The organism is Dyella sp. CR10, assembly GCF_055814425.1.
In genome coordinates, this window is record NZ_CP185986.1 from 2,324,942 (window position 1) to 2,339,047 (window position 14,106).

A 14,106-nucleotide genomic window follows, 5' to 3' on the forward strand; every position below is an offset into this window, starting at 1 on the left:
GCCGGCGCGGCACGGCTCTTGCTCGCCTTGGAGCGTCCCTTCGCAAGCGAGGCCGTCCATGAACACCTCCCGCGCCCAACTGCTCGACTGGTTGCGCAACGCCCACGCGATGGAAGTGCAATCCGAAGAGATGCTCAAGACGCACGTGCGCCGCCTCCACCACTATCCGCGACTGCGCGACCGTGTGGTGGCCCATCTGGCCGAAACTTGCGAGCAGCAGGCGCGGCTGGAGCATTGCCTGCGCCAGCTCGGCGGCGAACCCTCGGGATTGCGCGAGTTCAGCGCGCGCTTCCTCGCCATGGGCCAGGGGCTGTTGCAGGTCGCCTCCACCGACGAAGTGGTCAAGAGTCTGGTGCTGACGTATTCCTTCGAATCGCTGGAGGCCATCGTGTACCGCACCCTGGAGACCACCGCCGAAGCCGCCGGCGAGGCGGAGATCGCCGGTGTGTGCGGCGAGATACTCGGCCAGGAAGAACGCATGGTCGAATGGCTGCACGAACACCAGCCGGATATCGTGCGGCAGTATCTCGTGCGACTGGAATTGCCCGGCATCCAGGCCAAGCGCTAGCGCTGGCCGCCATCGGTGTCGTCCGGTGGCGCGCGGTCGCGGCGCAGCGCGTTGACCACCAAGCCGAAGCCGATGATACCGGCCAGCGCGAACATCAGGCCCGCCACATAGCGATAACCCGAGCCGGGCGTCGCCTCGCGCACGATCAGCGCGCCGGCGATCAAAAGCGCCGCAGTGATCACGCCGGCGGCGATGCGGTTGGCGATCTTCTGCAGATTCTCGATCAGGTGCGATTCCTCGAGGCCATCGAGGCGCACCCGCAGGCGGTTCTCGGCGAGGATGCCGATGAAACGACCTAGCTGGCCCGGCGCACTGAGCGATACCTGCTGCGCCTCCAGCAGCAAGGCGCCACCGCGCGCCTGCGAGACGGGATGGAGCAGCTGCGAAGTCACCACGCCGAGCAGGCGCGCGCGCATCAGTTCACGCGTGGGCAGGTTGTCCGCCAGGCGCATCAGCGCCGGCTCCAGGTTGAGCAGCGCGCGCCCGAGCAGGCTCAGTTCGGCCGGCGGGCGCAAGCCGTTGTCGGCGCCGATGCGGGTAAGCGCCAGCAGCAGGCGGCCCTCTTCCAGACGGCTGCGATCGCTGGCGCCGGCGTAGCGCAGCACCGCATGGCCGACCGCGCGCCGGTAAGCGGCGCGATCCATGTCCGCCAGCACCACGCACAGACGCTCGCCGATATCGGCCACGCCATCGCCATCGCCATCCGCGGCTGCCAGCATCAGGCGCAGCAGTTCGTTGCGCATGGCCGGCGACAGGCTGGTGACCATGCCGAAATCCAGCAGGCCAAGGCGGCCGTCGTCCATCAGCACCAGGTTGCCCGGATGCGGATCGGCATGAATCAGGCCATGCACGAAGACCTGGTCGATGTAGGCCGAAAGCAGTTGCCCGGCCAGCTCCGCGCGCGGCAGCCGCAGGGCTTCGGGCACGGGTGACGCACCGAGCTTGTGGCCGTGCACGCGCGTCATGGCCAGTACGCGCGAAGTGGTGAACTCGGCATAGGGCGTGGGGATGTACAGCGTGCGATAGCTTTCCAGCTGGTGGCCGAAGGTATCGAGATGGTTCGCTTCGGTGACGAAGTCCAGCTCGTTGAGCAGGCTGCGGCGCAGTTCGGCGATCCATGGCACGAATCCGTAGCGGCGTCCGACTTCGGTATGGCGCTGCGCGGCGATGGCCAGGCGCTCCAGCGCGTCGAGGTCGGAGCGGATGCGCTGTGCGATGCCGGGACGCTGCACCTTGATCACCGCATCGGTGCCATCGGGCAGCGTGACCGCGTGCACCTGGGCCAGCGAGCCGGCGGCGAGCGGTACGGGGTCGAAGCGGCGGAACATCATCTCCGGCGGCTGGCCCAGTTCGCGCGCGACCACGGCGCGTACCGCGTCCACGCCGATCGGTTCGACGCGATCCTGGATGCGCGCCAGCGCGGCCAGATAGGGCTCGCGCACCAGGTCGGGCCGGCATGACAGCGCCTGGCCGAGCTTGATGAAAGCCGGCCCCAGGCGCTCCAGATCCCGCACCAGCCGCTGTGGCTGGCGTTCGCCGGCCAGGTCCGCCGCGCGGCGATGGCCCGGCAGCCCGCGCAGCACGCCGGCGCGGCGATAACGCATGACGAACAGCGCGATGCGCGAATAGCGCGACAGGTAGCTCATACGCACGGCGTCTTCGATGTCAGTGGCGGCGCGCCGGTGCGGCACACCCGCATCGTCGGCACGCGCGGCTGAAAGCGATGGCAGTGGCACATCAACGGACTCATCCACAAGCCGGCGATGAAACACTTTCATGCTTGTGGAAGAAATTGCAGACCCCGCCTGCACGGCGCGCATGCATGCATGAACGCGCGCTGCCGCATCGCCGTCCGGTTCACTCTCATCCGACGCGGCGTTCACCGCGATCGCGCGATCAATCGGCGCTCGTCCCCATCCTCAGCCAGGAGATCCGCCGATGAATGCCATCGACCTGCTCGTCGCCGACCACCGCACCATTCGCGGCCTGCTCGAAGAACTGTCCGAGACCACGCCGCGCGGGGTGAAGACCCGCCAGGAACTGGTCGAGAAGATCGGCGCCCTGCTCAAGGCACATACCACCATCGAAGAAGAAATCTTCTATCCGGCCTTCAAGGAGGCCGGCGGCAAGGACGAGGCCAAGATCTACTTCGAGGCGCTGGAAGAACACCGCGCCGCGGGCGAGCTGGTGCTGCCGGACCTGTTGGCCACGGATCCGGCCGGCGAGACGTTTTCCGGCCGCGCCAAGGTGCTGAAAGAGCTGGTGCTGCATCACGTCGATGAAGAGGAAAAAGACATGTTCAAGCACGCCAAGGCGCTGCTGGACCAGGATCAGCTGAAGGCACTGGGCGAACGCATGCATGAGCGCAAGCAGGAGCTGCTCAAGCACAAGGACGCGCTGCTGAAGGACGCCGTGCCGCTGCGCAAGCACGCCTGAGCCGCACGCCGGACCAGGCGGGTTGGGGGGAGCCGGGAGCGCATCCGCCACGGCGCACCGTGGAGCGCCCGCGACGGGGCGACGAGCGCTCCCCCCAACCCGGCTGGCCCGGCGCAGGAACGCCGAAGTCGGGAACCTACCCCCGGTCATGGCGACGCGCTATCGTTCGCAGCTCTTCCAGGCAGCGAGCGAAAGACACGTGATCGAATGGGCAGGCTTCGACGGCGACGACACCCTCTGGCATAGCGAAGGCTATTACCAGGAAGCGCATGCCGAGTTCGAACAGATCGTCAGCCGCTACGTCGACCAGGCCAAGCTGAGCCTGCACGACCGCCTGCTCGCCGTGGAACGGCGCAACATCAAGCTGTTCGGCTATGGCGCCAAGGGCATGACGCTGTCGCTGCTGGAAGCGGCGATCGAGGTCACCGGCTCGCGCATCAGCGCGGCCGACCTGCATCGCATCATCGGCATCGGCAAGGCGGTGCTCAGCCATCCGGTGCAGCTGCTGCCGGGCATCCGCGAGGCGGTCGAAGCGGTCGCGTCCACGCATCGCATCGTGCTCATCACCAAGGGCGACCTGTTCCACCAGGAACAGAAGGTGGCTGCCTGCGGGCTGGCCGATCTGTTCCATCGCATCGAGATCGTGTCGGAGAAGGACGAGCGCTCGTACGGCCGCCTGCTGGAGGAGTTCGGCGTGAAGGCGGAGCGTTTCGCCATGGTCGGCAATTCCCTGCGTTCGGATATCGCGCCGGTGGTGCAGCTGGGCGGCTGGGGTGTGTACATGCCCTACCACGTGACCTGGGCGCACGAGGCCGATACCGATTTCGCCGCGGCTTCGCCGCGCGTGGCGCAGGTGAAGGACGCCAGCGGCATTCCCGCCGCGTTGGCCGAACTGGGCCTGCGGACCGCGGCATGAACGCCGATGCCCTGCCCGATCGCGACGCCGGCCTGGCGCAGGATCAGGCCAGGCTGCGCGATTTCGTGGCGGCGCATCCGCGGCTGTTCGTGCTGACCGGCGCCGGCGTCAGCACGGATTCGGGCATCCCCGATTACCGCGACAACCAGGGCGACTGGAAACGGCCGCAGCCGGTGACCTACCAGGCCTTCATGGGCGACGACCAGACGCGCCGGCGCTACTGGGCGCGCAGCCTGGTCGGCTGGCGCCGCTTCTCGCGCGCCCATCCCAATGCGGCGCATGCCGCGCTGGCCCGGCTGGAAGCCGCCGGCCGCGTGGAAGTACTGCTGACCCAGAACGTCGACGGCCTGCACGAGGCCGCCGGCAGCCACAAGGTGATCGACTTGCACGGCCGGCTGGACCGGGTGCGCTGCATGGCGCAGGGGCATCTGGTGCAGCGTTCGGCCTTCCAGGCGGTGCTGGAAGAGCGCAACCCCGCGTGGGCATCGCTCGATGCCGGCGATGCCCCCGACGGCGACGCCGACCTGGAAGGCTACGATTTCTCGCGCTTCGAGGTGCCGGCCTGCCCCCTGTGCGGCGGCCTGCTGAAACCGGATGTGGTGTTTTTCGGCGAAGGGGTACCGCGCGAGCGGGTAAGCGCCGCCGTGCAGGCGCTGGAGGCGTCCGACGCGGTGCTGGTGGCCGGTTCCTCGCTGATGGTGTTTTCCGGCTTCCGCTTTGTGAACGCAGCGGCCAAGGCCGGCAAGCCGATCGCCGCCGTGAACATGGGACGCACCCGGGCCGATGGGCTGTTCAGCCTGAAGATCGAGCGTCCGGTGGCCGAGGTCCTGGCGGCGCTCGCCTGAATCCGGCTCGCGCATTGGCGAATTTTGTAGCAGAGTAGTCAGCTCCGGCGCGGCCTTTACCGCGTCCGGCTCGTTCATGTTGACCTGCATCAAGAGGCGCAGGCCGCGCCTCCGCTAGAAATGGCGGGTGAAACCCGCGTCCTTCTCCGCAGCGGTCGAGTCGAGCCATGAGTGCGATGCCCCACCCGCAAGGCCAGTCCGTTCCCGGTACCCGACCGCCCAAAGCCCCCCGTCCGCCCAGCGCCATCGCCTCGCTCTGCGCTACCTACGACGGCTACTTGACCAAGGCCGGCAAGGCCCGCGCCACCCTGCTGCGCGGCTACGAGTCCAAGGCCCTGCACGCCTGGCGCGTCAACCTGCGCCGCATCACCGCCACGCTGGACCGCGTCACCTCCGCCCTGCCCGGCGAAGCCCCGGATGGCCTGCTCGACCAGCTCAAGCAGTTCCGCAACGCCACCGGGGGGGCGCGCGACCTGGATATCCTGCTGGACGAGACGCTGCCTGCCTTCGTCAGTTGCGGTGAGCACGGCGACCGGGTGGACCAGGAGCTGCTGCACGCGCTGAACGCCAAGCGCGTGCAACTTCACCGCGAGACGGTCGATGGCCTGAAGAAGGCCCGCCTGACCATGCCCACGCACACGTTTCACGCCTGGGCCGATGCCCATCGCGGCGTGACCGACGATGCCCTGCGCGACGCCGCCGCCGACCTGATCGATACCCGCGTCCGGCAGCTGCGAAAACGCGCCGCCCGCATGCACGAGAGCCGCGAGCGGCTGCATCGCGCCCGCACCGCGACCAAGAAACTCCGCTACACCCTCGAGCTGTTCCAGCCCCTGTTTCCCCGCGAGGCCAGCCAGGCCTGGCTCGACCGCCTGGCCGAGGTGCAGACGCACCTGGGCGAAGCGCACGATCGGCTCACCGCGCGCGCCCTGTGCAAGGAGCTGCTGCCCGAAGCCAAGGGCAACGCGCAACTCAAGGCGCTCCGCCGCTGGGCCAGGCACACCGCCGCCGACGCCGCGGAGAAAGCGGAGAAGTCGCTGGACCACCTGTGGAAACTCGGGCACCACTGGCGCCCCTGAGCGCTTAGCGGCGCGAGCGGAAGAACTCGCGCAGCATCGCCGAAGATTCCTCGGCCAGCAGCCCGCCATCGACCTGGATGCGATGGTTGTGGCGCTCGGAGACCAGCGTATCGAACACGCTGCCGGCGGCACCGGTCTTCGGGTCCGTGGCGCCATACACCACCCGCCCCACCCGCGCGTGCACCAGCGCCATCGAACACATCGCGCAAGGCTCCAGCGTCACGTACAGCGTCGCCCCGGTCAGCCGGTAATTGCCCACCTTTTCGCCTGCCGCGCGCAACGCCTGGATCTCCGCGTGCGCGGTGGGGTCGTTGAGCGTGATGTTGCGATTCCAGCCCAGGCCGACGATCTCGTCGTTGAGCACCAGCACCGCGCCGACCGGCACTTCGTTCTCCGCATCGCGCGCGTGAGCAGCCAATTGCAGGGCGTGGCGCATGTAGCGCTCGTCCTGGTCGGTGAAGAGGGACTGGGGTGATGCGTCGGACATGAGCGGCGATGGTGGACGGGCGCGAAGGGGCAGCATTGTACGGCCTCGCAGCAGCCCTGCCTCTCTCGGGTCGCCCGGCATCAGCCCGTGGCGCGGCACGCCGCTATTTTCCGCCGGCGACGAGACGCTTGAACTCCAGCGCGGCGTTCACGCTGGTGAGACGGTCCAATGCGGGCATGACTTTGGCGGAAAGGTCGTTCATCAGCTCGGCGGCGAGGGCTGGCGCATTCCCCGCTTCCAGCGAATACCACTTGTCCCGGCCGTGGGTCAGCCGGCCGGTCCGCTCGACCATGAGAATGCCTTCGTCGGGATACCAGTCCTTGCGCCCTTCTTCGCTGGTGTTGGCCGGCGTCTGCGCCACCAGCATCAGGTTCATCGTGAAATCATAGCCGCGCGTATCGCTGCCGCGCCAAGCCTGGAACGACAGGTATTGGATGGTTTCTCCGACGAAGCGTCGAAAGGTCTGAACACCTTTCTGCTCGAAAGCGTTGGCCTTCATCCATGGAGCGACATGCTCCTTGATGAGCGCCTGAAAGGTTTGCTTGCCGTCGAAGGTTTCCATGATCCACTCGGTTGCCATGGCGCAGGGCATTGAAGCGTGTCGCTCGCGGGCCGGCAAGGCTCCCGCACCGGACTATCCCTGTATCGCCCCGGGTGGCTTCAGCAGCAAGCCGCCGGCCGAGCATGGCGGTACGAAGATGTCACGCGGCGGCGGCATCCTTGAGATCGGGATCGAGCTTCCCAACGAAGCCATCCATCGTCTCTTCGCCCAGATCGACGGCCTTGGCCCCGTCACCCGTGACAATCGTCAGGTCCGTGATACCGATTACGTTGAGGATCAGTTTCAGGTACTGGGTTGCGATGTCGCGATCGCGGATGGGCGAGCCTTCGGTGTACACGCCGCCCGACGCCAATAGCACCGTCGCCTTCTTGCCGGTAACCAATCCCTTTCCGTCGAACCCCAGTGTCACGCCCTTGCGCACGATGTGGTCGATCCACGCCTTCAGCGCCGCCGGGACGTTGTAGTTGTAGACCGGCGTGGCGATGACGATATCGTCGACGGCCAGCAGCTCGGCGACCAGTTCATCGGACAGGCGCAGCGCTTCCTTCATCGCCGGCGACTGCTGCGTGGGTGGCGTGAAGTAGGCCTGTAGCCACGGCGCCGTGACGAAGGTCAGTTCCGTTTTCGCGAGATCGCGCGCGACGATCTCGCCGCCGGGATGCGCGGCCTGCCATTGTGCGGCGAAACGGCGCGCCATGTTGCGCGAGATCGAGGCATCACCGCGCGGACTGGTTTCAACAACGAGCAATTTGGTCATGGGTTTCTCTTTGAGTGTCAGGGAAGAAGTCAGCCGAAGCGAAAGCCCGAAATAGGCTTTCCTAGTGCCTGGCCATGAAAGTCGATATGCCCTGGTTCACCGAACGCCGCCCCGGCGGCCACCATCAGCGGAAGCAAGTGGTCTTCGTGCGGCTGGGCATGGCGCGCACCCGGAGCTTGTTCCCAATGGATCAGTGCCTGATCGCGGGTTGCGCCATCCACCATCGCCGCGCGCAGCCAGGCATCGAAGGCTTCTGCGCCAGGGTCCAGGCGACCATGGCCGGAAAAGCCGCGCATGTTGTGGTAGCTCTGCCCGCTGCCGACGATGAGCACGCCCTCGCTGCGCAGCGGCTTCAAGGCGCGGCCCATGGCAATGTGCGCGGCGGGGTCCAGCCCGTGCTGCATCGAGAGCTGCAGGACGGGAATGTCCGCGGCGGGAAACATCACCTTCATCGGGACGAACACGCCGTGATCCCAGCCGCGCCGGTCGTCCACCGCGCTCGCCATCCCAGCGGCACCAAGCAGTTCGCGGACGCGGGTGGCAAGCTCAGGTGCGCCGGGCGCTGGCCAGGTCAGTCGATACGTGTAGTCGGGGAACCCGCTGTAGTCGAAAAGCAGCGACGGTGCGGCGCCTGCATTCACGGTCGGGCACGCTTTCTCCCAATGTCCCGAGACGATGAGGATGGAGGACGGGCGGTCCGCCAGGCAGCCGGCGAAATTCCTCAGATAGGTTTCCAGTGCGCTCCAGGCGGCGCGCATCGGGCCGGGCTCCAGAAAGAAGCACGGACCACCGCCGTGGTTGATGAAGTACGTGGGCTGCATGCCGCAGAGTCTGGGGGCGGCAAATCTTCATAGGAAGAGATATAATTTTTATACTTTCTATCGGTTTATATGATACATGGCGCTCGGCAGCCTCAGCCTGGATCACCTGCGCGTGCTGGTGACGATTGCGGACGTGGGCAGCTTTTCGGCTGCAGCCCGCAAGCTTCGTCGCGCGCAATCGGCCATCAGCCAGGCGGTGGCGACCCTCGAGGCATTGCAAGGCGTTCAGCTGTTCGACCGAAGCGGGCATCGGCCACGACTCACGGATGTAGGGCGAGTGTTGGTCGAGCAGGCGCGTCTGGTCCTGGCCAGCGCAACGCGTTTCGAGGCGGTGGCGGCCAGCAACCGGGCGGGACTGGAGGCCGAACTTGCGCTTGCGATTGATCCTCTGGTGCCGACCGCGCCGTTGATCGAAAGCGTGCACGCGCTGCGCAGTACCTATCCGGACCTTCCCGTCAGTTTTACGACCGAAGGACTTGGCGGTGCCTTGCGCCGCCTGCGCGATGACTCCGCCGCGCTCGCTATTTGTCTGCTGCTTCCCGCCGTGCCCGAGGACGTCGTCGCGCATCCGCTGCTACGCATCAACATGATCCCGGTCGTCGCGCCCGGACATCCCCTGGCCTCACTTGGGAGACCCGCTACGCGAAGCGATCTTGAGCCGCATACCCAACTCGTGCTCTCGGACCCGGTGGAACCCGAAGGTGCGTCCTATGGGCTAGCGAGCGCCAGGCTGTGGCGCTTCGTCGATTTGGGCAGGCGCCTGGATTTCGTTCTGGCAGGCTTTGGATGGTGCCGCATGCCAGGCCATCTCGTCAGCGAACCTATCGCCGCAGGACATCTGGTTCGCATCGAGATCGAGAACGACCCGACCCCTCGCGATGGATTGACGATCTATGCGGCCCACCGACGCGATCACGCGCCAGGCATCGCGGGGCGCTGGCTGCTGGACGAACTCAAGCGACGCCTGCGCCCCTGAAACCAAGGGTGGCTTGGACGCGGTTCTGCAATCGGTTCCGTTTTCCTGGAATTGCCGCCTCAGGCCCATCTGGAACACGAAGTCAGGGAAAAAGCGGCGCGCGAAGGCAAGCATATGAGCGTCGTTGCCGACCTTCGAGCGCATGGCGGCATGAGCATCGACTCGTTCAATCGCCTTCTTTTTTTTCTTATCGCGCAGGTCGGTTTTGATAAAACCTGTTCGCTCGGCACGCCCCTATCCCGAGTTACGCGCAGCACGGCGAACAACCGACAGGGCGATACCTATGGAGGGGGCGCGCCTTGCGACTATCCGACTGACAGCCCACGCTGCCGCCGAACCTCCCAAGACACACCACCGCTGCGCACCGCAGCAAGTTGCCGCCCCATTCGTGCTGGTTTCCAGGGCACTAGTGAGAACCCCATTCCGTCAATACGTTATGGCAGTTTTTCGATAGCTGGCGATAGTCCTCGAAGAACCTGGACTCACTCCCACTCGATCGTCGCCGGCGGCTTCCCACTGATGTCGTACACCACGCGCGAGACCCCGCGCAGTTCGTTGATGATCCGGTTCGACACTTTGCCGAGGAAGTCGTACGGCAGGTGCGCCCAATGCGCCGTCATGAAATCGATAGTCTCCACCGCGCGCAGGGCGATCACCCATTCGTAGGCACGGGCGTCGCCGACGACGCCGACGGATTTCACCGGGAGGAAGACGGCGAAGGCCTGGCTGGTCTTGTCGTAGAGGTCCCAGCGGCGCAGCTCTTCGATGAAGATGGCGTCGGCGCGGGCCAGCAGCTCGGCATATTCGGGCTTCACTTCGCCCAGGATGCGCACGCCCAGGCCGGGACCGGGGAACGGGTGGCGGTAGACCATTTCGCGCGGCAGGCCGAGTTCGACGCCGATGCGGCGCACTTCGTCCTTGAACAGTTCGCGCAGCGGTTCGACCAGCTTGAGCTTCATGTGCTCAGGCAGGCCGCCGACGTTGTGGTGACTCTTGATGACGTGGGCCTTGCCGGTCTTGCTGCCGGCCGACTCGATCACGTCGGGATAGATGGTGCCCTGGGCCAGCCACTTCACGTGACCATCGCCGGCGGCGGTGACCTTGGCCGATTCCTCGTCGAAGATCTCCACGAACAGGCGGCCGATGATCTTGCGCTTGGCTTCCGGATCGGCCACGCCTTCGAGCGCCTGGAAGTAGCGCTCCGCGGCGTTGACGCGGATGACCTTCACGCCCATATGCTCGGCCATGGTCGCCATCACCTGGTCGCCTTCCTTCCAGCGCAGCAGGCCGGTGTCGACGAACACGCAGGTGAGCTGCTTGCCGATGGCCCGGTGCAGGAGCGCCGCCACCACCGAGGAATCCACGCCGCCGGACAGGCCCAGCAGCACGTGGTCGTCGCCAACCTGGGCGCGCACACGCGCGATCTGGTCTTCGATGATGTGGGCCGCGGTCCACAGCGTCTGGCAGCCGCAGATCTCGGTGACGAAGCGCTTGAGCAGCGCAGTGCCCTGCTTGGTATGGGTCACTTCCGGATGGAACTGCACGCCGTACCAGCGCTTGTCTTCGTTCTCCATCACGGCGACCGGAATGCGGTCGGTGGTGCCGGTGATGGCGAAGCCCGGCGGCGCCTTGGCGACATGGTCGCCGTGGCTCATCCACACGTCCAGGCGATGCGCGTCGGCGTGATCGCTGAGTCCGGCGAACAGCCGGCTCGACGTGGCGATGTCCACTTCGGCGTGACCGAATTCGCGCGCATCCGCCGCTTCGGTAGCGCCGCCCAGCTGCGCGGCCAGCGTCTGCATGCCGTAGCAGATGCCGAGGATCGGCAGGCCCGCGTCGAACACTTCCTGCGGCGCCTTGGGCGCACCGGGCAGCGTGGTGGATTCGGGGCCGCCGGAAAGGATGATGCCCTTGGCGCCGAACGCGGCGATCTCCGCCGGGTCGTGGTCCCAGGCCCAGATTTCGCAATACACGCCGATCTCGCGCACGCGGCGGGCGATCAGCTGGGTGTACTGCGCGCCGAAATCGAGAATGAGGATCTTGTCGCTATGGATGTCGGTCACGGTCCGGCTCCGATGCGCGGCAGGCGGCCCTGCCCGCGCCTGTCTTCGAAAAACGCCGCCGGCTACGGAAACCCGGCGCCGGCGGCTGGAAACGAAGCGCCGGCCATGGGGCCGGCGCTGGAGATCACCTCAGGAGTTGAGCCGGTAGTTCGGCGCTTCCTTGGTGATCTGGATGTCGTGCGGGTGCGCCTCGGTCACGCCGGCGGAAGTCACTTTCACGAACTGCGCCTTCTGGCGCACGTCCTCGATGGAGGCCGCGCCGAGGTAGCCCATGGAGGCACGCAGGCCGCCGATCAGCTGGTGGATGATGTTGCGCAGCGGACCGCGGTACGGCACGCGGCCTTCGATGCCTTCCGGCACCAGCTTGTCCGCGTCGGCCTCGTCCTGGAAGTAGCGATCCTTGGAGCCGAGCGCCATCGCGCCGAGCGAACCCATGCCGCGGTAGCTCTTGTACGAACGGCCCTGGAACAGCTCCACCTCGCCGGGGGATTCCTCGGTGCCGGCGAACATCGAGCCGAGCATCACGCTGGACGCACCGGCGGCGAGCGCCTTGGGGATATCGCCGGAGTAGCGGATGCCGCCATCGGCGATCAGCGGGATCTCGTCCTTCAACGCGGTGGCGACGAGGTCGATCGCGGTGATCTGCGGCACGCCCACGCCAGCCACCACGCGGGTGGTGCAGATGGAGCCCGGGCCCACGCCGACCTTCACCGCATCGACGCCGGCATGCAGCAGTGCGCGCGCGGCTTCACCGGTAACGATATTGCCGGCGATGACCTGCACCTGCGGGTAGTGCTTCTTGACCCACGCGGCGCGCTCGATCACGCCCTGCGAATGGCCGTGCGCGGTGTCGACCACCAGCACGTCCACGCCGGCGTCCACCAGCGCGGCGACGCGCTGCTCGGTGTCGCCGCCCACGCCGACCGCTGCGCCGACCAGCAGGCGCTCGTGGCGATCCTTGGCGGCGTTGGGGTTGTCGCGGGCTTTCTGGATGTCCTTGACGGTGATCAGGCCGCGCAGCTGGAAGTCATCGTTGACCACCAGCACCTTTTCGATGCGGTTCTGATGCAGCAGCTGCAGGACGTCGTCCTGACTGGCGCCTTCCTTCACGGTGACCAGCTTGTCCTGGCGCGTCATGATGTTGCGCACCGGATCGTCGTGCTTGCGCTCGAAGCGCAGATCGCGGCTGGTGACGATGCCGACCAGCTTCTCGCCCTCCACCACCGGCACGCCGGAAATGTTGTTGGCGCGGGTCAGCTGCAGCACTTCGCGGATGGAGGTATTGGGGCCGACGGTAATCGGGCTGCGGATGACGCCGGCTTCGAACTTCTTGACCAGGCGCACTTCGGCGGCCTGCTGCTCGGCGGTCATGTTCTTGTGGATGATGCCGATGCCGCCCTGCTGAGCCATGGTGATGGCGAGGCGGGCTTCGGTAACGGTGTCCATGGCGGCGGACACGATCGGGATATTGAGGCGCAAGTCGCGTGTCAGCCGCGTGGAAGTGTCGACGTCGCGTGGGAGAACGGCCGAATGGGCCGGAACGAGATAGACGTCGTCGTAGGTGAGAGCCTCGGCGAGGATGCGCATGCGATTTTGTCCCGCTGCAAAGATGGAATTATACGCATCCGCCCGAGGCGCCGCCAGCGCCGCGGAGGGACGGAAGGTCGCATCCTTGGTGCGGACCGCGTCGCCGCAGCCCTGCGTTCAACGCACCTTGTGGGTGGCACCGCCGATTTCCGCCGCCTCCAGCGTGTTTTCCAGCAGCGTGGCCACGGTCATCGGGCCGACGCCGCCCGGTACGGGGGTGATCCAGCTGGCGCGTTCGGCAGCCGGGGCAAATTCCACGTCGCCGACCAGGCGGCCGTCGTCCAGGCGATTGATGCCCACGTCGATCACCACCGCGCCCGGCTTGATCCACTCGCCCTTGATCAGGCCTGGACGCCCCACCGCGACGATGACGATGTCGGCCTGGCGGATGTGGTTTTCCAGATCGCTGGTGAATTTGTGGCAGGCAGTAATCGTGCAGCCGGCGATCAGCAGTTCCAGCAGCAACGGTCGGCCGACATGGTTGGATACGCCCACCACCACCGCATGCTGTCCACGCACGGGGCGATCGGTGTGGCCCAGCAGCGTCATCACGCCGCGCGGCGTGCAAGGACGCAGGCCGAAGCGGCGCAGCGCGAGCCGGCCGATGTTGATGGCCTGGAAGCCGTCCACGTCCTTGGCCGGATCGATGCGATCGACCAGCGCATCCTCGTCGATGTGTTCTGGCAACGGCGACTGCACCAGGATGCCGTGCACCGCGGGGTCGGCGTTGAGCTGATCGATCAGCGCGAACAGCTCCTCCTGCGAGGTGCTGGCCGGAAGGTCGTAGCCGAAGGAGCGAAACCCTACTTGCTTGCAGGCGGCGCGCTTGTTGCGCACATAGACCGCGGAAGCCGCATCGTCGCCGACCAGCACCACCGCCAGACCCGGCTCGGGCAGGCCTTGCGCCCTGCGGTCGGCGACGCGCCGGCCGATGCGGTCGAGCAATTCCTTGGCGATGCGTTTGCCGTCGATGATCCGTGCGCTCATGGTCGTTGCCCGCCTGCAAAGA

Annotated in this window: 15 protein-coding genes; 6 read left to right on the plus strand and 9 right to left on the minus strand. The window is 66.6% G+C overall.

The window, feature by feature from the left end; genetic code table 11:
- Window positions 1–58: 58 nt before the first annotated feature.
- On the plus strand, window positions 59–568 hold the full coding sequence (locus ACNR9O_RS10320; protein ID WP_473680862.1) for a DUF892 family protein: 510 nt from the start codon (window positions 59–61) through the stop codon (window positions 566–568).
- Here the strand turns inward: ACNR9O_RS10320 and ACNR9O_RS10325 are convergent.
- Window positions 565–2,304 (minus strand): ABC1 kinase family protein, encoded by a 1,740-nt coding sequence (locus ACNR9O_RS10325; protein ID WP_473680860.1) that lies wholly within the window; start codon window positions 2,302–2,304, stop codon window positions 565–567. The genes ACNR9O_RS10320 and ACNR9O_RS10325 overlap by 4 nt on opposite strands.
- A gap of 202 nt (window positions 2,305–2,506) precedes the next feature.
- On the opposite strand from ACNR9O_RS10325, the gene ACNR9O_RS10330 reads away from it, so the two are divergent.
- The 4 genes from ACNR9O_RS10330 to ACNR9O_RS10345 all read left to right on the plus strand — a co-directional run bounded on the left by ACNR9O_RS10330 (window position 2,507) and on the right by ACNR9O_RS10345 (window position 5,844).
- Window positions 2,507–3,004, plus strand: coding sequence for a hemerythrin domain-containing protein (locus ACNR9O_RS10330; RefSeq protein ID WP_473680858.1), 498 nt, complete (start codon window positions 2,507–2,509; stop codon window positions 3,002–3,004).
- Between the two features lie 148 nt (window positions 3,005–3,152).
- Window positions 3,153–3,920 carry an HAD family hydrolase gene (locus ACNR9O_RS10335; RefSeq protein WP_473680856.1) on the plus strand — a complete coding sequence of 256 codons (768 nt, stop codon included), beginning with the start codon at window positions 3,153–3,155 and terminating at the stop codon, window positions 3,918–3,920.
- Complete coding sequence (locus tag ACNR9O_RS10340) at window positions 3,917–4,765, plus strand: NAD-dependent protein deacetylase (RefSeq protein WP_473680854.1); 849 nt, start codon at window positions 3,917–3,919, stop codon at window positions 4,763–4,765. Before ACNR9O_RS10335 ends, ACNR9O_RS10340 begins: the two co-directional genes overlap by 4 nt.
- A gap of 167 nt (window positions 4,766–4,932) precedes the next feature.
- Entirely contained in the window at window positions 4,933–5,844 is a 912-nt protein-coding gene (locus tag ACNR9O_RS10345; protein WP_473680852.1) for a CHAD domain-containing protein, read from the plus strand.
- A 4-nt stretch (window positions 5,845–5,848) separates the two neighbouring features.
- Here the strand turns inward: ACNR9O_RS10345 and tadA are convergent, their stop codons facing one another.
- The 4 genes from tadA to ACNR9O_RS10365 form a co-directional block, all read right to left on the minus strand.
- Complete coding sequence (gene tadA, locus ACNR9O_RS10350; protein ID WP_473680850.1) at window positions 5,849–6,331, minus strand: tRNA adenosine(34) deaminase TadA; 483 nt, start codon at window positions 6,329–6,331, stop codon at window positions 5,849–5,851.
- Between the two features lie 103 nt (window positions 6,332–6,434).
- A complete protein-coding gene (locus tag ACNR9O_RS10355; protein WP_473680848.1) occupies window positions 6,435–6,893 on the minus strand; it encodes a DUF4304 domain-containing protein in 459 nt (152 codons plus the stop codon).
- Window positions 6,894–7,032: 139 nt separating this feature from the next.
- Complete coding sequence (locus tag ACNR9O_RS10360) at window positions 7,033–7,650, minus strand: FMN-dependent NADH-azoreductase (protein WP_473680846.1); 618 nt, start codon at window positions 7,648–7,650, stop codon at window positions 7,033–7,035.
- Window positions 7,651–7,679: 29 nt separating this feature from the next.
- Entirely contained in the window at window positions 7,680–8,471 is a 792-nt protein-coding gene (locus ACNR9O_RS10365; protein WP_473680844.1) for a DODA-type extradiol aromatic ring-opening family dioxygenase, read from the minus strand.
- A 76-nt stretch (window positions 8,472–8,547) separates the two neighbouring features.
- Here ACNR9O_RS10365 and ACNR9O_RS10370 point away from each other — a divergent pair, with 76 nt between their 5' ends.
- Complete coding sequence (locus ACNR9O_RS10370) at window positions 8,548–9,447, plus strand: LysR family transcriptional regulator (RefSeq protein ID WP_473680842.1); 900 nt, start codon at window positions 8,548–8,550, stop codon at window positions 9,445–9,447.
- 305 nt (window positions 9,448–9,752) lie between these two features.
- Here ACNR9O_RS10370 and ACNR9O_RS10375 read toward each other — a convergent pair whose 3' ends face one another.
- The 4 genes from ACNR9O_RS10375 to folD form a co-directional block, all read right to left on the minus strand.
- A complete protein-coding gene (locus ACNR9O_RS10375) occupies window positions 9,753–9,869 on the minus strand; it encodes a DUF3363 domain-containing protein (RefSeq protein WP_473680840.1) in 117 nt (38 codons plus the stop codon).
- Window positions 9,870–9,929: 60 nt separating this feature from the next.
- Window positions 9,930–11,510 carry a glutamine-hydrolyzing GMP synthase gene (guaA, locus tag ACNR9O_RS10380; RefSeq protein WP_473680838.1) on the minus strand — a complete coding sequence of 527 codons (1,581 nt, stop codon included), beginning with the start codon at window positions 11,508–11,510 and terminating at the stop codon, window positions 9,930–9,932.
- 129 nt (window positions 11,511–11,639) lie between these two features.
- Complete coding sequence (gene guaB / locus ACNR9O_RS10385) at window positions 11,640–13,097, minus strand: IMP dehydrogenase (RefSeq protein ID WP_473680836.1); 1,458 nt, start codon at window positions 13,095–13,097, stop codon at window positions 11,640–11,642.
- Window positions 13,098–13,214: 117 nt separating this feature from the next.
- Window positions 13,215–14,084 (minus strand): bifunctional methylenetetrahydrofolate dehydrogenase/methenyltetrahydrofolate cyclohydrolase FolD, encoded by an 870-nt coding sequence (folD, locus tag ACNR9O_RS10390; protein WP_473680834.1) that lies wholly within the window; start codon window positions 14,082–14,084, stop codon window positions 13,215–13,217.
- Window positions 14,085–14,106 lie beyond the last annotated feature (22 nt).